Raw genomic sequence first — 19,384 nt, forward strand, 5'->3', positions numbered from 1 at the left:
ATGGCCGCAAAGAAAACATTCGATTACATCATCATCGGTGCGGGCTCGGCGGGCTGCGTGCTGGCCAACCGGCTTTCTGCTGATTCGGCCAATAGGGTCCTGTTGCTGGAAGCTGGCGGAAAAGACCTCAATCCGCTGTTCCGCCTTCCTATGTTGATGGGAAAGCTGTTTCATTCGGGCATTTACAACTGGCATTATCACACTGAGCCCGAACCGCACCTCAATGATCGCTCGCTCTATTGGCCGCGCGGTAAAGTGCTTGGGGGCACATCGACCATCAACGGCATGATTTATGTGCGTGGTAACCGTCATGATTATGATCGCTGGTCACAGATGGGCGCGACAGGCTGGTCCTATGATGAAGTGCTGCCCGCATTTCTTCGTTCCGAAACCCATGTGCAGCGCAAGGATGCCTTCCACAACACAAAAGGCGAACTGACTGTTTGCCGTGCGCGCGGCTGGAATAGTTTGCTGAATGTTTTCAACAAAGCAGGCGAACAGGCCGGTTATCCGCTCAATGATGATTTTAATGGTGAAGAGCAGGAGGGCTTTGGCCGCTACAACTTCACCATCGCCAAGGGGAAGCGCTGTTCGACGGCTTATGCTTTCCTGCGCCCGGCTAAAAAGCGGTCAAACCTCACCATTATCACGCGCGCTCATACGCGGCGTATTCTGATTGAAAATGGTCGGGCTGTTGGCGTTGAGTACAGCCGCAAGGGAAAAGTGGCCAGGGTCCATGCTGACTGCGAGGTTATCCTGTCGGCGGGTGTGGTCAATTCTCCGCAAATCCTGATGCTGTCCGGTATTGGTGCAGCAAGTGAGCTCGCAGAACATGGCATCAAAGTCGTAAAAGACCTTCCCGGTGTTGGCAAAAACCTTCAGGATCATGTCGATTGCGTCATGGCCTATGAATGCCCCGAACCGGTTACGCTTTATTCCGATCTGCGCGCCGATAAACTTACATGGTCCGTTATTCAGGGTATGCTGTTTGGGGAAGGTATCACCACAACGTTCCCTTATGAGGCAGGCGCGTTTGTCAAATCACGTACCGATCTGGCAGCACCTGACATTCAGCTTCATTTCATGCCTGCGCTTGAAAAAACTGCAAATCTCCACTTTCCAAACCCGTTCAAAAAAGAGCGCGTTGAAGCCAATCATGGCTTCTCGCTGCGTGTTGGCCCGGTCAATCCAGAAAGCCGTGGCCAGATTAGTCTGCGTTCCGCTGACCCGATGGATCGCCCGCGCATCAATGCCAATTACTTGCAAACCGAGTTCGACATTCGCACCATGATCAATGCAATCCGCCTGACGCGCGATGTGATCAAGCAAAAAGCGTTCGATAAATATCGCGGTAAGGAATTAGCGCCGGGTCCGGCGGTTGAAAGCGATGCTGAGCTGACCAAATGGCTGCGCGCCAACGCGATGACCACCTTTCATCCCGTTGGCACTTGCAAGATGGGTAACGACCCAATGGCCGTGGTTGATGCACGGCTGAAAGTTCACGGCGTGCAAGGTCTGCGTGTGGCAGACGCGTCAATCATGCCAATCATTTCGAGTGGCAACACAAACGCTCCCGCTATCATGATCGGAGAGCGCGCTGCTGAATTCATTTTAGAGGAGGCATCCCTGTGATCGTCGAACATCGCACATATACTTTCAAACCCGGTACGGTCGATGGCTGGCTCAAGAAATATGAGACAGAAGGTTTGCCAATACAAAAGCGGCATCTCAATACGTTTCTCGGCCTTTATGTCAGCGAGATCGGGCATCTGCATCGCACGGTGCTGATGTGGCGCTATGACAGTCTTGCTGATCGCGAAGCACGACGCGCCGCGATGTATGCCGACCCTGAATGGCAGACATTCATCGCTGGGGTTTGGGCACTCGATGCTATCCAGACGCAGGATGTGATGATTATGAACCCGGCTTCATTTTCGCCGGGCACTTAAAAACAAAAGCCTAAGGGCGACGCACAGTCGCCCCAATAATAACTCGGATAATGAACTTCCAGAGCAAGGAAATGGGAACATGACGAACAAAAAATCAAACGAAATCGATATTCTGCGTCAAGCAATCGATCGCAGAAGCTTCCTGAAGACATCTGCTGGATTGGCTGCCTTCAGTATAACCAGTGGTTTGATGACCGCTGCATCTTTTGCGGTGGGTGGCCTCGTCGCACTGGTACATACGCAAGCGGCAGGTGACGCCAGTGCTGTGGACTCGATGATCGCCAAGCTCAAGCAGCTTTCCGAAGAACAGGGCTTTCAGTATCGTGCCGTTTACGCGCAGGACCCTGCTACCTACGAAACCATCTTCCGCACTTTGGGCGACGCGGGTGCTACCGTAATCGTTTCAACATTCAATGAAGTGGCGGAACCATTCAAAGCGCTTGCTCCCTCCTATCCGAATACAAAATGGGTTCAGCTTTTTGCTGATCCGTTTGAACCGGCAATTCCGAATGTCGTCACGGTTTCCTATGACTATTATCTCGGTTGCTATCTGTCCGGCATTTTCGCAGCGCGTCTGAGCAAAACCGGCAAGCTCGGCTTTATTGGCGGCGTGTCTATTCCACCGATCAATGCCGACTATAACGCATTCAAGGCTGGCGCATTGTCTGTTCGGCCTGATGCATCGGTTGCCGTTGCTTTTGCAGGCTCATTTCAGGACCCGGCGAAGGGACAGGAAATTGCCACGCAGATGTATTCAAGCGGCATTGACTTCATCCAGACCGATGCAGCAGCAACCGACTTTGGCATCATCGCAGCCGCAAAAGAAGGTGAAGGTCGTCTGGTGAGTGTGCTTGATCCGGCGCAGTTCCCGCAAGGTCCGAAAAATGTCATCTCAATCGTCGGTCTCGATTTCGGTACTTCGCTATACAATGAAGTGAAGAAAGCCAATGGCAGTGATTTTGCCGGTGGTACACATGAGCACACAGGTCTTGGAACCGGTGTTATCGATTTCATCCTGTCGCCACTTTTCGCGCAGGAAGGCCCGGCTGATCTCGTTGCCAAAGCGAAGGAAGTTGAACCGGAAATTGCAGCCGCGCGCGCCGCAATTCTGGACGGATCACTGAAAGTTCCCTTCAATACAACGCTCTGACCGGATCTGCTGCAATGACCAAGGCCAGCCAGCCCATATTTGAATGCCGCGATGTGACCGTGCGATACGGTCAGATCGTTGCACTCTGCGATGTCGGAGCCGTCTTCGAGCGTGGAAAAATCCATGCCGTTGTTGGCCAGAATGGCGCAGGAAAAACCACTTTCGCCAGAGTTTTGGCTGGCCTTGTTCGCCCGGCATCGGGCGAACTCAGAATAGATGGTCGCCCAATTGTGGGCGGCAATGTCAAAGACGCCCGCAATATGGGTGTTGAACTGGTGCATCAGAGTTTTGCGCTGCCGCCGTCTTTCACTGTGGCGGAAGCAATGCAATTCGGCGCTCAAGGCGGTGGTCTGTTTTCCAAAGGCAAATTGGAGAGGCGCTGGCAACTGCATCTCGACGCGCTTGATGTCAAAGTGAAAGCCAGTCAGCGCATTCGTGATCTGGCGGTGGAGACGCAACAAGGTGTTGAAATTGCAAGAGCGCTCGTTTCGGAAGCCAAGCTTCTGATCCTTGATGAGCCGACAGCAGTTTTATCGCCCGAAGGTGCAGATAAGCTTTTTGAGCGGGTTCGCCGTCTCAAAGAGCGCGGTGTCACCGTCATCCTGATCCTGCATAAAATTCGGGAAGTGCTGGCAATCGCCGATACGGTTACGGTGCTGCGCGGCGGCAGGCTGGTTGATGGTCCGCTGCCATGTGACGAGATCGATGCTGACAAGCTTGCAGAGCTGATCATTGGTGCAAATGCGGCTAAAAATCTTAATGCCGACGACAAGGCAGCATTGACCGGCAGCATGATCGTTACCCATGCACATGAAAATGAGAATGTCGTTGCAGGAAAAACTGCACCGATACTGCGTATGAACAAGGTATCGACGCGCCCCGATCCTGAAGGGCCAGCGCTTGATCAGGTTGATCTCGAAATTCGTCCCGGTGAAATCATCGGGGTTGCGGGTGTGGAAGGCAACGGACAGCGCACACTTGTTCGCGCAATCGCTGCAATGGCCGATGTCGTTGAGGGCACGATTGCGTTAGATAACAAAGAGTTGACCGACGCGCCGCTTGCCGCACGACGGGCAGCCTGACTTCGTATAATTCCTTTTGAGAGCAATGTCGAAGGTCTGAGCCTGACCAGTTCGCTTTGGGAAAACTGGGCTGCGCGCAATCTTCTTCAGATGCCGCTTTTGTCGACCATCAACCCTTCTGCAATTCGTAAAGAATGTGATGCTGCCCTCAAACAATGGGACGTGCGCTATTCGGAAGTGTGACAGCGTGCAGGCTCACTGTCAGGTGGTAACGCACAAAAAGTGATCCTGTCCCGCGAAATGGACGAGGATGCGCGTCTTATTCTTGCTGCCCAGCCGACCCGTGGGCTGGATATTGGAGCCACCTCTTTTGTCTGGGATTCCATGCGCAAAGCTCGGGCGCGGGGATGCGGGCTGATGTTCATCTCATCTGACCTTGATGAAATCTTCGACATTTCAGATCGCGTGATTGTCATGCTGTCGGGGCGCATCGTCGCTGAATTCCGGCCACCCTATGACCTCGCCGCGGTTGGCGCCGCCATGACAGGAGTTCATCGATGATCGACCGGTTTGTTTCCGTTTTTCGTGCGCTGATCTTCATCCTGATTGGTCTCGCATTATGTGGCATCATTTTTCAGGCCGCAGGCTATTCGACGGGACTGATGTTCCAGTCGATTGCTGAAGGCGCATTTTTAAGACCCGGTGCACTGCAACAGGCTCTGCGCTGGGGCTTGCCGCTGTTCATTACGGCTGTGGGCGTCGCAGTTTCTTTTCGCGCTGGTTATTTTAACATTGGTGCGCAAGGGCAGTTCTACATGGGTGCCATTGCTGCTGCTTTCACGGCGGAATGGTTGAACGGTGCGCCTGCGCCGGTTGTTATAACGGCCTGCTTTCTTGCTGGCATGACCGGCGGCGCATTATGGGCCTTGTGGCCAGGACTGTTGCGGCTCAAATCGGGTGCGGATGAAGTCATCACGACGCTGATGGGCAATTTCATCGCGGGCCTGTTTCTGCTTTACGTCACAGCCGGGCCGCTCAAGGACCCGTCGGGAACCGGGCAACAGGCATCAAGCCGACCGCTTGCAGGAACCTACCGCATCAGTGACTCGCTTGGACTTTCGCCAACCATCATCGCAATTGCTGTGATCGTGGGCCTTTCCATGTGGTTTCTGGTCAACCGTACTGCTTTCGGCGTCCTGTCCGGGCTTGCTGGACGCAATCCGACAATGGTGCAATGGCAGGGCGCGCGTACGTGGCGCATCGGGCTGGCGAGTTTTCTGCTCAGCGGCGCACTTGCCGGTCTTGCTGGCACAATCGAGTTCATGGGGCCAAATGGCCGTATTACGGGCGGTTTCCTGCCTGGGCACGGCTTTACCGCAATTCTGATCGCACTGGTTGCCAATTTCTCCGTGGTCGGAACAGCCTTTGTTGCGCTGTTTTTCGGCGGGCTTGCCTCAGCAGCTTTGTATTTGCCGATCATGGCGGGTCTTCCGTCATCAGCCATCGACATTATCAATGCGGCAATCGCTCTCTTTATCACTGCAAAATCCAGTGTCGTTGACCGGATCGCAAAACTCGGAGGACGGATATGGAAGACTTCGTAATTGCTATTCTGCGCTCAGGTACACCGCTGATTTATGTCACGCTTGCGGGGGTGATCGCGCAGCGGACAGGTATCTGGCATCTCGGTCTTGAGGGCCTGATGATTGCCGGTGCTTGTGCCACCATTGTCGGCATTGTGCTCACACAATCGATCTGGTCAGCGCTTCTGATTGCAATTAGCGTCTGCATTGTTGGATCTGTCCTGTTCTGGTTTGTCGTTGAAAAACTCAAAGCCAACCAGATCATCGCGGGTCTTGGGCTGACGGGATTAGGCCTTGGCGGAACAGCACTTGCCGTTCAGTCGATCTTCGGCACACAGGCCGCAGTCAGCGCACCTTTTGGTCTGCCACGCATCGGCCCTGCCTTCGGCGCTTATGGCTCTCTTTCGATCCTCGTGTTTCTCATGCCGTTTGTCGTGTTTGCTATGTGGGTTGTCTTACGACGCACACGCTTTGGCTTGCGTCTGGCGGCAGCAGGCGAACACCCTTTTGCAGCGCGCAGCGTTGGCATTAATCCCGCCTTGATGCGTCTGGTGGCGCTGATGGTTGGCGGCGTTTTGTGCGCATTGGCCGGTGCAGAGCTTGCAGCCGGAAGCCTTCAGATATTCACCCAGAATATGACTGCTGGTCGCGGCTTTATGGGTTTCGCTGCCGTTATCTTCGGCGCAGGTCACCCTATTGGCGCAAGTCTCGCTGCAGTGTTCTTTGCCGTGGTGGGGGCGCTTGGTATCAGGGCGCAGCTGGCTTTTGGCGATCGTGTTCCGCACGATTTGCTGCTTGCTCTGCCCTATATTGCAACGGTTATCGGTATCTGGATCAGTACGCAGATGCGGGGTGGCACCAAGGCTGCCAATGGCTTTGGCGAGTTGCGCGATCAGTAATTGTGGGAAGATCTGTTATGGCGATCATAAATCAGACGATTATCAGAAATGCTACAATTCTGACCATGTGCGCGCAGCATGGAAGTCGCCCAGTTAAAGGCGATATTCTGATTGAGAATGGTCGGATTTCAGCAATTGGCAACGATCTTGCCGCAAAGCCCGATGCCATTGTGATTGACGGAAAGGACCGGCTCGTTATGCCGGGGCTTATCAATGCGCATACCCATTCAAGCGAGACATTCTTCCGTGGCCGATATGAAGGCATGCCGCTCGAAATCTGGCTGCTTTACGCCTATCCGCTATTGATGGGGCCGGCCATTGGCCAGCGACTGCTTTATCTACGCAGTATGCTTCTGGCGATGGAATCTTTGCGCAATGGTGTCACCACCTTGTGCGATGATTTTTTCGACCCGCCTGCACATGATCTTTCACGGCTTTCAACGGTGTTCAAAGCCTATAAGGATGCCGGTATCCGTGCGAATGTATCGAGCGCTGCGATGAATATTCATACGCTGGATGCACTGCCCTATGCGCGCGAAGTCATGCCGCAAGAATTGCAGGATGCGCTTGATTTCGGTCCGGCCATGTCGGCAGATGCCTATATCGATTATTGCCGCTCGGCATTCTCGTCTCTGCACGGCACGGCGGGTCGCATTAATTTCATGATTGCACCATCCGCACCGCAGCGCTGCACGCCCGATCTGTTGCAGGCATGCCATGAACTGGCTGTCAAAATGGGTGTGCCATTGCACACGCATGTACTGGAAACCAAGACACAGGCCGTAACCGGCCCCGAACTCTACGGCAAAAGCCTGATCGCCTATATGCGCGATCTGGGGATACTGTCTCGCAACACCACGATTGCCCATTCTGTTTGGGTCAGCGAACAAGACATTGAAAAGATGGGCGAAGCGCGTTGTTCTGTTGCGCATAATGCTATTTCCAACCAGAAGCTGGGTGCAGGCATTGCTCCCGTTCGTCAATTAATGGATGCAGGTGTTGCGATTGGCTTGGGAACCGATGGTGTTTCCTCAAACGATACGGCGCGCATTTTCGATGTGATGCGTGTGGCAGGGCTGATCCACAGCGTATCCGGTCCCGATCACACGCAATGGATCAGGGCTGATGAAATATTGAACATGGCGACAATTGGCGGTGCGCATAGCGCGATGCTTGAAAACGTTACCGGATCGCTCGAAACTGGCAAGGCCGCTGATCTGCTGATCATAGACCTCACGACGCTGAGCTTTACCCCGCTCAATAACATAGCCAAACACCTTGTCTATTCCGAGAATGGTTCGTCAATCGAGACGGTCATGGTTGCTGGCGAAATCGTTGTTGATAAGGGCACTATGCGCACAATTGATGAAGCCGCTATTCTGGCTGAAATCCGCGAACTTGTTCCCGCCCATCTTGCTGAACACGCGGAGTTAGAGCAACGAAATTCCGCGTTTTATTCAACAATGGCGGAGATTCACAGTCGTGCCACTGCAGCAGAAATCGCTATGAACCGCTATGTGGCAGTATAACTCTTCATGTTAACCTCAGAGCAGACACAATGAGATAACAGAACCTTCAAGTTACGAGGAAACTTAAGACCTTATAGACCCGCGCAGATTTCAGCCTGACTTGTCGGGACCTGCCCGACTTCAAAGTTATAGGCTCTCAAGCCATGTTCATCGAGTTTGATAACGCGGTAACATGGTAAGCCGCCGGTCCACCATGGATTAGACAAATCCATTTCCGTTATAAACCGATGCGAACAGGCCTGATCTTTAATATAGGCTATGCCTTGCGCAGTCGTTCCGGCCAATGGCACATGAATATGCCCAAAGATGATATGTTTTACAGGCACTGTTACTTTAACCTGAGTGCAGACGCGTTTAGATAATAAACGTCATTATTAGGTGAATTTCAGGCACGCGATTTCACACCACATGTTGGTTGCGGCTTTGTGTAATTCACGATAATTGGCAGAACTCAATTTGTGGCGTGGAAAGTAATCCATGTTGTAAATCGGGTCGTGAATAGACGCGAATTTTTGTACATGTCGCGCTGATTTGAAACGCTTCAGGTATTGCCATTTGTGGAAAGCCGCTGAATGGCAAGTGTTTTCTTGGCCTGTCGTAACTTTTCTTGATTAACGAGCTGTTCACCAAGCCTGGGGAAATTCCGCCCCCGATGTAACGGAGAATAAACATGTTTCTGAATGCCATTACCGAGAAGCTGAAGCGCCAGTCGAAGGACGATTTCAAGGGGCGGCATTTCGAGGCATGGCTCATCGTTTAGGCAGTGACATGGTATCTGCGGTATCCGCTCAACTACAGAGATCTTGAGGAGATGTTCCGCGAGCGCGGCTTCGAGGTCGATCATAGTAAGATCAACCGCTGGGTCCTCGTCTATGCACCTGTCATCGAGAAGCGCCTACGCCAGTTTCGCCGACCGCACTTTGGCTCAGTCAGGATTGACGAGACCTACGTCAAGATCCGCGGCAAGTGGCGATACCTATACCGCGCCATCGACAAGCACGGAAATCCGATCGACTTTTTGCTTACCGCGAAGCGCGATCTCGCCGCCGCCAAGCGCTTCTTCCGTAAGATGCTCAAAGATGAGCCGCTGCTGTCGCCGGGCAAGGTCGGTACCGATGGCGCAAACACGTTTCCGTCAACGATCAAGGCGGCAGTTGATGCCGGGCTTTTGCATCCAGACCCGGTACACTATGTCACCAAGCATCTCCAGCAAGGCATAGAGAGTGACCACTTCCGCGTGAAGAAGAACATGGCCAAGATCGGCGGATTCCAGTCCTTCAAGACGGCGCGTCGGACGATCGCTGGGTTCGAAGCGACGTTGTGGCTGCGGAAAGGCTTCGACTTTTCCGGCGAGTGGACCGTCAACGATCAGAATGACCTGCTCGCGCGCCTCTTCGGACTTCAAAAGGTTAACAAAGCATGAAAATGCGACCGATCACGGGGGGGCTTTGACCTTCTCAACAATTTGCGACAAGCCCGCAGACACGCCAAAGATGGTTTAGGCCAGAATGGATATCGTGTCGCTGACAATGCTATGCAGGTTGCGGTTTGTTTGAATCTTTCAATCGCTGTTCAGATACTGTTTTGAGTGCGCTTAACAGCTGCCCTTCCTCGTAAGGTTTTGAGAGGATCAACGCCGATTTGTCATCGAAAACTTTATTGGGGTCCCCTGTTGTATAAATCACCTTTAATTCTGGAAGAAGGCTGCGCGCTTCTGCTGCCAGTTCGGGACCGGACGCGCCTGGTAGATCTATATCAGTGACCAAGACGTCGATGACCATCGTTTCCAGCGCAGTTTTTGCTTCTTCTGCACTTCCTGCGTCGACCACAATAAATTCTGCATCCTGCAAAATGTCAGCTGTATTCATACGAATAAGCGGTTCATCTTCCACAAGCAGAATTGTGAGACGGTCACGCGTGTCAGGCTTCTCCAACGTCTTGGCAGGTAGCGATGTATTTGGCTCCGCAGGGATATTTTGATATTGCTTTTTCTGGCTATTATTGGCGATCACATGGCGGAATTTTCGTGCCAGAGCATCACGCGTATAAGGCTTTGACAAAAGCTCGATACCGGCATCAAGTTTACCACCATGAACAATTGAATTCTCTGTGTAGCCAGACGTGAACAGAACTGCGATGTCCGGCAAACGTTCTTTAGCCTTACGAGCGAGTTCAGGGCTCTTCAGTTTTCCAGGCATGACAACATCTGTAAACAGAATGTCGATGGGTACGCCGCTATCGATAACAGTCAGCGCACTATCTGCATCTACAGCCTTGAGAACGCGATAACCCAGATCGGCCAGCAGGGCGATTACGGTTTCTCGAACCTCATCATCGTCTTCCACCACCAAAACCGTTTCTGTGCCACCAATGATCGGTCCGTTATCGGTAACGACCTCAATATCTTCCGCTTCATGCGCTCGGGGGAGATAAAGCTTTACTGTGGTACCGTGCGAGAGTTCAGAATAGATTTTAACATGGCCACCCGATTGCTTGACAAAGCCATAGACCATAGAGAGGCCAAGCCCTGAGCCTTTCCCTTCTGGTTTCGTAGAAAAGAAGGGATCAAATACTTTTTCGATAATCTCGAGTGACATGCCCGATCCTGTATCGCTGACAGCCAGCATGACATACTGGCCTGGGACGACCTCGTCATGAGCGCGCGCATAATTATCATCGAGGTGGGTGTTTGCCAGTTCGATCGTTAATTTACCGCGTCCATTCATAGCATCCCGCGCATTGATCGCAAGATTCAGAAGTGCGTTTTCCATCTGGTTAGTGTCGATGAACGTATTCCAGAGACCACCACCAAAAACAGTTTCAACCTCAATAGCTTCCCCTATCGCGCGTCGGATCATGTCATCCATGCCCGCCACAAAGCGACTGATATTGACCACCTTCGGTTCGAGAGCTTGACGGCGGCCAAACGCCAGCAGCTGGCTTGCAAGTTTAGAACCGCGCGCTACACCTGCAAGCGCATTTGTTATCCTCGCTTGAGCACGTTCGTTGCCTGCAACATCTTTTGAAAGCAGCTGGAGATTGCCAGAGACAACCTGTAGCAGATTGTTAAAGTCATGCGCTACGCCGCCGGTCAGCTTGCCGATGGTCTCAAGCTTTTGCGCTTGCGCCAGACGGGTCTCTGCTTGACGCCGCTCAGCGATCTCTGCAATCACACGGCTCTCAAGCTGTTCGTTGAGTTCACGCAACTGATTTTCAAATGCTTCACGCTGACGAACTTCACTCGCTAGGGCCTCAGCCTGTTGGCGAAGCGCTGCTTCTGCAGCACGCTGATGCGTGATGTCGGTATGAACACCCACCCATTCGCTGATGTCGCCCTCATCGTTCAGAATTGGAAGTGCGCGGATTGCGAAGCGGCGCCATTGTCCATCATGTCGTCTGACCCGATGTTCATGGATAAACATTGTTTTGTTTATGACTGCTTGTTTCCAGTCTTCAAGCGACGCTTCGGCATCGTCAGGATGAATAGCATCGATCCACCCATATCCCTGATATTCAGCCGGACTTTGACCCGTTAAAGCTGCCCAGCCTCGCTGATCATCTGACATCCTGCCATCTGCAGTGTTTGTCCAAAGCACACCATGAACCGCATCCATGGCCGTGCGAAATCGCGTATTACTTTCGAGCAACTGCGCTTCGCGTAGCGCGCGCTCACCGATATCGATACCAAGAATATGCACCCCGGGAATCGTACCGTCGCTCCTGACATCGGGCATATAGCGCAGCTCTACACGTCTAGCTTCGCCGTCTCTGTGTGAGAGAGTGGTTTCCACGATGATCGATTGGCCTGACAACGCTTTTTCTAAGTCGGGTTGCCGTTTAAGGTAAGCTTGTTGCCCAATGATTTCCGCAACCGGTTTGCCAATCATTTCATAAGGCGATGTACCAAACCAATCCTGATAAGCGGCATTGGCAAAGCGATAGGTATGATCCCTATCAACATAAGAAATGAGGATTGGGATCGCATCGCTGACGCGGCGAAGTTCTGTCTCACTTTCAAGCAGTTTCTTCTGCAACGCGGCCCGTTCACTGTTGTCGACAACCGTACACATCACGCCTTCGACATGCCCTTCAGAGGAGTAAACAGGCGTATAATAGAGATCAAAAATAAAATTCTCGGACTTCCCGTCGCGGATAAGACGCATCGGTTGGTCTTTGAAAGATTGCAATTCACCCTTCTGAGCCGCTTCAATCATGGATTTATTCCAATCCCACACTTCCGGCCAGACCAGAGAAACATCCTGACCCAGCGCGGCGGGATGCTTGTCGGCAGCGATAAGCATATAGGCATCGTTATAAATCATGACGTCGGAGGGCCCCCACATCAGGACCTTTGCAACGGGCGAGTTGACGATATTTGCGACCGTCGTGCGCAGTTCGACAGACCAGTTCTCGATGGCACCAAGCGGAGTGCTCGACCAGTCAATTCCGCGTATAACTGCACCGCAAGCACCACCACCGATTGGCCATTGTGAGAGTTCCAAAGAGGTTTGCATCTGATTTGTCATTAAAGTTTTCCATGGAACGGTCATGAATTGATGAGCGCGACAGCAGTGATGGATATAGTAAAGAGCATTAGACCAAAACTAATTTATAGACATTCGTGAAATTAGCTTTGGTGTGGCATACGGCGATTTTGCGGCTCTCTTTCGAGAAATCGAGACAAAGGCTACGCCAATTCAGATACGCAAAAAAACTCACTGCATCAAGCAGTGAGCTTTTATAATTATGTGTCTCCAATCAGGCTTTATCGACCACATTTTTTATCGCGTCCTTTGCCTTGCCTTTGGCCTGCTGTGCATCGCCTTTGGCTTCCTGAGCAAGCCCCTTGGCCTGCATCTCTTTGTTATCAATTGCTTTGCCAATCGTTTGCTTGGCTTTTCCAGCGAATTCGTTGGCCTTGCCTGAAACCTTGTCTGAGGTACTTCCCATGCGAATTAGCTCCCTGTAGTATTTTGTTTAATTCCAACCAATTAACGATGATGGGCCGAATAGGTTCCAAGGTAATCATCAATTTTACCACCACAACGATCAGAACTCATATTTAATGAAATGCCAGATACCTTACGAACACGCTACGAACACGCTCGCTCTGTTGCTAGCTTTCTGATCGGTATTGGCAAGTTGTTTGAGCCTCTCGTTTGGGGTATCAAAACGCGATAAAATTACCCACCCCCTTTCCCCGGTTGAAGGGGTTTCGTTTTCCGCGAGAAATTGTTGCCGACGCGGTCTGGACGTATAACCGATTTGCGTTAAGCACTGCCGATGTGGAAGATCTTCTCGCTGGCGTGGCGTGTTTGGCAGCCTGGAAACCGTTCGCGTCTGGATTAATCGCTTTGGTCGCCATTTTGCCCACTGTATCCGCAGCGGCCGATCAAAGCTAAACGAAAAGTGGCACTTTGATGATATTGTCATCATGATCGGCGGAAAGAATTTCTGGCTTTAGCGTGCAATTGATGCAAACGGCGATGTTCTTGAAATTCTGGTTCAAACGCGCCGCAACATCAAGGTTGCCAAGCGCTTTTTCTCCAGATTGGCGAGAGCCTGACTCATAATGAATATAGTTATATCAGGCTCTTGCGATGCGGCTGATGAGCGGGCGGATGTTTGCGATGTATATCCATGCTTCAGCCGAAACGATGGTTTTCTCGAAATCTTTGGCCAATCTACGGCAACGTCCGAGCCGTGCAAACATCCGCTCGACCACCCATCGGCGTGGTAAGAGTTTGAAGCCCTCAGCGTGATCGGATCGTTTGACGATTTTCAGTATAAACTTTCCGACCTTTTCCAGCCTGCCTTTGAGCTTGGGTCCCGCGTATCCACCATCAGCAAAGATATGCCGTAACCACGGCCAGCGTTTGAGGATGGTTTTCAAGACATCAGGTGCACTATCTCTGTCTTGAATACCCGCAGAATGGATCACCAGACCAACCATCAAGCCGAGGGTATCAACCACAATATGACGCTTGCGACCGTTGATCTTTTTTCCCGCGTCAAAGCCCCGTATTCCGCCACTTTCCGTGGTTTTTACTGACTGGCTATCGATCACGCCAGCGGTAGGACTGGGCTGCTTTCCGGTCAACTCGCGTGCTGTCATCACGAGCGCGTTGTTGATCGTGCGCAGCATCCCTTCATCTCGCCATCGATAGAAATACTTTTGCACCGTGGAAAATGGTGGGAAGTCCGTGGGCAAAAGCCGCCATGCGCCACCTGATGAAGCAATATAAAGCAGCGCATTTACCACCTCTCGCAAATCCGTCTTGCGAGGGCGTCCGAGACGGCCCGGTGCAGGCATCATCGGTTCGATGACAGTCCATTCCGCATCCGTTAAATCAATCGCTTGCATAACGCGCGTTGTGTCGTCCATATTGTGGCCGAGCGGTTGCAGTCCAGGCCATCATGATCTCCATCGAATGTCAGAAATCCGATTGAATCATAACATACTGAAGTCGATCAAACCTTTTTGGAACAGGCTCTTAAACTCGCACTGTTTTGTGGTATGCCTGCATCGGATTTCAACCAGTTAAATGAACAGAATTAGATGCTCTTTGATACTCGACTAAGGCTAAAGCGGTTTCCAATGATGTCTCGTGGCTGTACTAGGTGTGTTATATCAGCAATCTGACGGGTTTTACACATGCGCCTTCAGTCTCCATGGACTCCTCGTATTTCAGACAATGGCAATACCCCAGCAAACAGACTGCTGGAAGCTTTGGCAGAAGACATTCTCTCGGGGCAGTTGCTTGGCGGTGACAGACTTCCTGCCCATAGAGATTTAGCCTGGAAACTGAACATCGGAGTAGGCACAGTTACGAAAGCGTATGCGATGCTTGAACGGCGCGGATTGGCGCGCAGTATTAAGGGCAGTGGTACATTCGTTGCTGTCTTTGAATCACGAAAGGGTCCTGCAATTGATTTCTCGGTTAATCGCTTGCCCGTTATGTTAAGTGACAGATTGTTGGCTGGTACACTTTCTGCGATCTCCAGAAAAATAAATTCGGCCCACGTTAATCTTTATCCCCCACCAGCAGGCCATGATGAGCATCGACGTCTGCTGGCACGCTGGCTCGAAAGCCTGAGTATTGAGGCGGAAGCAAAGAGGATCATATTAGCTGGAAGCGGGCAGCAGGCACTATGGCTTGCTTTCGATATTCTGTGCGGCGGCAATGGTTTGATTGTCACAGAACGTCTCAGCTACTCGGGCGCTATTGCACTTGCGCGCTATCGTGGCCATCCAATGCGGAGCGTTAATATTGATGACCAAGGTATGGTGCCGGATGATCTCGATCGGGTGCTGTGCGAAGAAGAGAACAGCGGGCGCCGTCGCCTTGTTTATCTGACCCCCACGCTCCATAATCCTACGACAATTTCAATGGGAGCAAACCGACGAAAGGAAATTGTGGACGTCTGCAACAAGCGAAACGTCCCAATTGTTGAAGATGGTGTCTATACACTGGGTGCCTCTCCCAATCTTCCTCCACTCGTCACCCTGGCACCGGATCGCGTCTTTCATGTAACGAGCCTCTCCAAGTCACTCAGCCCAGGATTGCGACTGGGCGTCCTGGTGTTGCCTTCTGGCTGGGAGGAATATGCTGAGGAAGCCTTGCGTGCGCTGCCACTGTCTTCTTCGCCAGTCGACTATGCGCTTCTCGAAGAGTGGTTTACAAGTGGTGTTATGGAAACGGTGAGGGGTACTTTGCGTGCCGAGGCGCGGCAAAGGGCAAAACTGGCCCGGTCATTCTTCGATAACAGAACAATCATGACGGATGATTGTGCTTTTCATGCATGGCTGCCAATGCCTCATACGGAAGCCGAAGCCTTCGAAAAGGCAGCGGCAACGCTTGGCGTTGTTGTTACAGAGCCGGACGCCGTGCGCGCTGATCGCAATGATAATGCGACGGGTATCCGGCTTTGTCTGGGAGGTCTTGGTATGGAAGACCTAACTACGGGTCTAACGTTACTCTCGCGGTTGAAAACAGGGGAACATTCTTAGAAATCGACGTTACTCTGTAATTACCAACGGCCCTTAAAGCGGTGTCACCATTTGAAACTGGAAGATACCATAACCTCCCTGCCATCTCCATAAAGACACTTTGCAAATTCGCAAACAGCGTATTCTTTGTTGAAAAGGTTTGTGGCATTCAAAGACAAGGTGATGTTTTCGGTCACTTCATAGCGAACCATTGCATCAACAAGTGTGTAGCCGGGTATTGGCTTATTTATGCCTGATGCTCTCGTCGATCCGGTGTATCGTACACCACCTCCAACGGTCAGTCCTTCTATTCCCAACTGAGTTACATCATAAGTCATCCAGATCGCAGCCTGATGATAGGGGGTGTTTTCACTGCGCTGGCCGAGTTCCAAAAGTTCTTCACTCTTGGTGATCCGGGCATCTGTGTACGAATATGAGCCCACCATGGTCAGATAATCAGTCAGCTCGGCTTTGGCCTCAAACTCAAATCCGCGCGCACGCCGCTGGCCGATCTGTGTGAGCTGATCTGCAAGTGTACGGGTGACAATATTGTTTTGATCAAGCTGATAGACGGCTGCGCTGAACAACATATTCGTGCCGGGTGGCTGATAACGAATGCCTGCCTCAATCTGTTCTCCCGTCATAGGTGAGAAATTCATGTCTTCGACATATTCAGACACCGAGATCGGGAAGAAGGATTGCGCATAACTGACATAGGGAGCCAGTCCATTCTCAGCTTCGTAAACCACCCCCGCGCGCCATGTTGTCTTTTCAGAGTTGCGGCTGATTGACAGGTTGTTCGCATGATAGCTGAAATCCTGATCAGCCCAGTCGTGTCTTACGCCAAGCAGTACGTTCCAGCGTTCATCAAAGGTGATTTTGTCTTGTAGATAAATACCGTGTTGTACCGTTGTTGTTTTCGCACCACGGTTACGAGCAGGGTCACGATTAACTGTGAAGCTCGCGCCATAGATTGGATTGTTCAGGTCGATTGATGGAGCAACTGCACGAAAATTATCTGAATCATACGATGTGTCGTAAAAGTCATAACCGACGAGCAATGAATGTGAGAGTGGACCTGTATCTACATCGAATGCAACATTCATATCATGTGTGAAGCCCTTCGCACGATCATGACGGTCGCTGTACTGGCGAGCCAGTATGCCTGTCTGAGCGACCTGATTAACAGCAGCGGCGCTCGTCTGGGCCATCATATAACGCCAGTCCAGATCGGATTCGTAATAGCGTGATTTTGCCGAGAACCGAACATCATTGTCGAAACGATGGGTAAATTCGTAACCCAGCGCACCCATATTAGTTTTCATCCGATCATAGTCCGGCTCGCCAATAAAAGTGTCGCGGCCGAGAATGAATGGGCCATTGCCGATGCCTTCCACAATTTCGTAGGGTAATGCAGCGGGGAAACGTGTGCTGGTCTTCTGGTAGAAACCAAGCACGGTCAGCGATGTGTCTTCATCAGGCTTCCATTCCAAGGCCGGGGCGATATAGATGCGGTCATTGTTCATGTAATCGACGTTGGTGTCGCTGTCGCGACCAAGAAAAGTCAAACGATATGACAATGTGTCGGTGATGGCATCGCTGAAATCTGCAGTAACCTGTTTACGATTATGAAGCCCCCCTTGGACTGAGACTTCACGCAGAGGCTCGGATGTCGGGCGTTTGCTTACGCCGTTCACAAAACCGCCCGGCGAAAGCTGGCCATAGAGAACAGAAGCCGCACCGCGCACAACATCGACGCGTTCAAGACCAAATGGCTCCTGCGTACCATCATAAGAGTTGTTTTGCAGCCTCATCCCGTCGCGTAGCAACCCACCAGTACCCGATTCGACGTCGAATCCACGAATTCTGAACCGGTCGGCGACGCGCGAGAATGGACCGGGCTGTGCCGTGAAACTTGGAGTATAAGCGAGCACGTCAGCAAGAGTTTGCGCCTCGCGATCTTTGATTTCGGTAGCTGAGACTACCGAAACTGATTGTGGCGTAAGCAGGATAGGTGTATCCGTTTTCGTGCTGCTGCTGCTGACCTTAGCCACATATCCCTTAACAGGTTCGGTTGAGCTGACATTGTCCTGAACGACTATTGTTTGTAGCTGAATTCCAGCATTCATTTCCTGTGCTGAAACATTGCTGACCGCAAGCGCCATCATCGCGCAAGCGAGTGGAATGCTATATGGCAATGCTGACACGTAAGGCAGGCTGCCGATATTCGATTTCAGATGGTTTACCGGCATGGAATTCCCCAATAGCGATGCATGAATTAGTGGAGGCTTGCAGGTCATCGCACAAACATGACAACCATAGTCAACAAAGATATGCTCTGGCTATCATGTGATTCACTTTGAAGAAATTAAAAAAGTGTCACAACACACTTATTGCAGCGCGCTCACTGTCGCGCGGATGATATGACGCGATTGGAAGAGCCTGTCTGAGCCGCTTCTTACAATTGCGCAAGGGGATGTTGGCTATGTTCGAAATGAAGCGAGTGAACGTTTATCGAGGCACTCAGCATATTCTCCATAACATTGATCTGAAAATTCTTCCGGGGTGTTTTACCGCTTTGATCGGGCCGAACGGCTCTGGCAAGTCAACGCTTCTGGGCAGTATGGCGAACACGGTCGCGATACAAAGCGGTCATGTTAAACTTGGATCTAAGCAGCTTGTTTCATATTCAAGACGCGAACTAGCCCGGCAAATGGCATTCTTGCCGCAACATGTGCATACGCCGGTCGGAATGAGTGTGCGCGAATTACTGGCACAGGGACGGTTTCCGTGGAGAAGCTGGCTCGGTGGCTGGTCAAGTGAAGACGAAGACGCTGTCTCGCGTGCCGTTGCACTTTGCGGCATTGAACAGCTCGTAGACAGACCATTGCAGAGCCTTTCAGGTGGGCAGTTGCAGCGTGCATGGATTGCAATGACTTTGGTTCAGGATACGCCCGTTATCTTGCTCGACGAACCCACGACATTTCTGGACGTTGCAAACCAGTTAAGCCTGCTCGACCTGCTGTCGGTCTTGCGCGATGCGGGTCGTACCGTGGTTGCAATCCTTCACGACCTCAATCAGGCGGCACGTTATGCAGATCAACTTGTCATGCTGAAAGACGGGCAGGTGGTTGCAGAAGGCGCGACGCAGCAGGTCTTCAATGTGCCTAACATCGATAATGTGTTTTCGGTGCGATCAAGAATGCTGGATGATCCGGAAACGGGAATTGCAATGTGCATTGCTTCTTCCTGGGCGTGAAGG

14 protein-coding genes and 3 pseudogenes are annotated in these 19,384 nt (G+C 51.7%); 12 read left to right on the forward strand and 5 right to left on the reverse strand.

Going from position 1 to position 19,384, the window contains the following annotated elements; translation table 11 throughout:
- The 8 genes from RI570_RS18600 (at position 1) to RI570_RS18635 (ending at position 8,132) form a co-directional block, all read left to right on the forward strand.
- Positions 1–1,632 carry a choline dehydrogenase gene (locus RI570_RS18600; protein ID WP_313830672.1) on the forward strand — a complete coding sequence of 544 codons (1,632 nt, stop codon included), beginning with the start codon at positions 1–3 and terminating at the stop codon, positions 1,630–1,632.
- On the forward strand, positions 1,629–1,949 hold the full coding sequence (locus tag RI570_RS18605) for an NIPSNAP family protein (protein WP_313830224.1): 321 nt from the start codon (positions 1,629–1,631) through the stop codon (positions 1,947–1,949). The genes RI570_RS18600 and RI570_RS18605 overlap by 4 nt, the downstream gene beginning before the upstream one ends.
- A 124-nt stretch (positions 1,950–2,073) precedes the next feature.
- Positions 2,074–3,099 carry a BMP family ABC transporter substrate-binding protein gene (locus RI570_RS18610; protein ID WP_409558714.1) on the forward strand — a complete coding sequence of 342 codons (1,026 nt, stop codon included), beginning with the start codon at positions 2,074–2,076 and terminating at the stop codon, positions 3,097–3,099.
- Between the two features lie 14 nt (positions 3,100–3,113).
- Entirely contained in the window at positions 3,114–4,181 is a 1,068-nt protein-coding gene (locus RI570_RS18615; RefSeq protein ID WP_313830226.1) for an ATP-binding cassette domain-containing protein, read from the forward strand.
- Positions 4,182–4,403: 222 nt separating this feature from the next.
- On the forward strand, positions 4,404–4,682 hold the full coding sequence (locus RI570_RS18620; protein WP_313830227.1) for a hypothetical protein: 279 nt from the start codon (positions 4,404–4,406) through the stop codon (positions 4,680–4,682).
- The gene (locus tag RI570_RS18625) at positions 4,679–5,725 is read left to right on the forward strand and encodes an ABC transporter permease (RefSeq protein WP_313830228.1); all 1,047 of its coding nucleotides are present in this window, start codon (positions 4,679–4,681) and stop codon (positions 5,723–5,725) included. The genes RI570_RS18620 and RI570_RS18625 overlap by 4 nt, the downstream gene beginning before the upstream one ends.
- Positions 5,710–6,603 (forward strand): ABC transporter permease, encoded by an 894-nt coding sequence (locus RI570_RS18630; protein ID WP_313830229.1) that lies wholly within the window; start codon positions 5,710–5,712, stop codon positions 6,601–6,603. The genes RI570_RS18625 and RI570_RS18630 overlap by 16 nt, the downstream gene beginning before the upstream one ends.
- A 26-nt stretch (positions 6,604–6,629) precedes the next feature.
- Positions 6,630–8,132, forward strand: a complete 1,503-nt coding sequence (locus RI570_RS18635; protein WP_313830673.1) for an amidohydrolase — start codon at positions 6,630–6,632, stop codon at positions 8,130–8,132.
- Between the two features lie 71 nt (positions 8,133–8,203).
- Here RI570_RS18635 and RI570_RS18640 read toward each other — a convergent pair whose 3' ends face one another.
- Positions 8,204–8,458, reverse strand: a complete 255-nt coding sequence (locus RI570_RS18640; protein ID WP_313830230.1) for a hypothetical protein — start codon at positions 8,456–8,458, stop codon at positions 8,204–8,206.
- 344 nt (positions 8,459–8,802) lie between these two features.
- On the opposite strand from RI570_RS18640, the pseudogene RI570_RS18645 reads away from it, so the two are divergent.
- A pseudogene (locus RI570_RS18645) lies at positions 8,803–9,555 on the forward strand (IS6 family transposase).
- A gap of 109 nt (positions 9,556–9,664) precedes the next feature.
- Here the strand turns inward: RI570_RS18645 and RI570_RS18650 are convergent.
- A complete protein-coding gene (locus RI570_RS18650) occupies positions 9,665–12,658 on the reverse strand; it encodes a PAS domain-containing protein (protein WP_313830231.1) in 2,994 nt (997 codons plus the stop codon).
- Between the two features lie 232 nt (positions 12,659–12,890).
- A complete protein-coding gene (locus RI570_RS18655; protein WP_313830232.1) occupies positions 12,891–13,082 on the reverse strand; it encodes a CsbD family protein in 192 nt (63 codons plus the stop codon).
- A gap of 227 nt (positions 13,083–13,309) precedes the next feature.
- On the opposite strand from RI570_RS18655, the pseudogene RI570_RS18660 reads away from it, so the two are divergent.
- Positions 13,310–13,686, forward strand: a pseudogene (locus tag RI570_RS18660) (IS6 family transposase); the annotation flags it as partial.
- 33 nt (positions 13,687–13,719) lie between these two features.
- On the opposite strand, the pseudogene RI570_RS18665 reads toward RI570_RS18660, so the two are convergent.
- Positions 13,720–14,548 (reverse strand): annotated as a pseudogene (locus RI570_RS18665) (IS5 family transposase).
- Between the two features lie 239 nt (positions 14,549–14,787).
- On the opposite strand from RI570_RS18665, the gene RI570_RS18670 reads away from it, so the two are divergent.
- On the forward strand, positions 14,788–16,143 hold the full coding sequence (locus RI570_RS18670; protein WP_313830233.1) for a PLP-dependent aminotransferase family protein: 1,356 nt from the start codon (positions 14,788–14,790) through the stop codon (positions 16,141–16,143).
- Positions 16,144–16,187: 44 nt separating this feature from the next.
- On the opposite strand, the gene RI570_RS18675 is transcribed toward RI570_RS18670, so the two are convergent.
- Entirely contained in the window at positions 16,188–18,374 is a 2,187-nt protein-coding gene (locus RI570_RS18675; protein WP_313830234.1) for a TonB-dependent siderophore receptor, read from the reverse strand.
- A gap of 233 nt (positions 18,375–18,607) precedes the next feature.
- On the opposite strand from RI570_RS18675, the gene RI570_RS18680 reads away from it, so the two are divergent.
- Positions 18,608–19,381: an ABC transporter ATP-binding protein gene (locus RI570_RS18680; protein ID WP_313830235.1), complete on the forward strand. Its 774-nt coding sequence runs from the start codon at positions 18,608–18,610 to the stop codon at positions 19,379–19,381.
- Positions 19,382–19,384 lie beyond the last annotated feature (3 nt).

It is taken from the genome of Brucella pseudogrignonensis, from assembly GCF_032190615.1.
GTDB classification, from domain to species: Bacteria; Pseudomonadota; Alphaproteobacteria; order Rhizobiales; family Rhizobiaceae; genus Brucella; species Brucella pseudogrignonensis_B.

Excerpts from the sequence above, each read along its gene's own strand:
- RI570_RS18600 (WP_313830672.1), top strand. The coding sequence starts at position 1 with ATGGCCGCAAAGAAAACATTCGATTACATCATCATCGGTGCGGGCTCG.
- RI570_RS18615 (WP_313830226.1), top strand. The coding sequence starts at position 3,114 with ATGACCAAGGCCAGCCAGCCCATATTTGAATGCCGCGATGTGACCGTG.
- RI570_RS18625 (WP_313830228.1), top strand. The coding sequence starts at position 4,679 with ATGATCGACCGGTTTGTTTCCGTTTTTCGTGCGCTGATCTTCATCCTG.
- RI570_RS18630 (WP_313830229.1), top strand. The coding sequence starts at position 5,710 with ATGGAAGACTTCGTAATTGCTATTCTGCGCTCAGGTACACCGCTGATT.
- RI570_RS18650 (WP_313830231.1), bottom strand. The coding sequence starts at position 12,658 with ATGACAAATCAGATGCAAACCTCTTTGGAACTCTCACAATGGCCAATC.
- RI570_RS18655 (WP_313830232.1), bottom strand. The coding sequence starts at position 13,082 with ATGGGAAGTACCTCAGACAAGGTTTCAGGCAAGGCCAACGAATTCGCT.
- RI570_RS18670 (WP_313830233.1), top strand. The coding sequence starts at position 14,788 with ATGCGCCTTCAGTCTCCATGGACTCCTCGTATTTCAGACAATGGCAAT.
- RI570_RS18675 (WP_313830234.1), bottom strand. The coding sequence starts at position 18,374 with ATGCCGGTAAACCATCTGAAATCGAATATCGGCAGCCTGCCTTACGTG.
- RI570_RS18680 (WP_313830235.1), top strand. The coding sequence starts at position 18,608 with ATGTTCGAAATGAAGCGAGTGAACGTTTATCGAGGCACTCAGCATATT.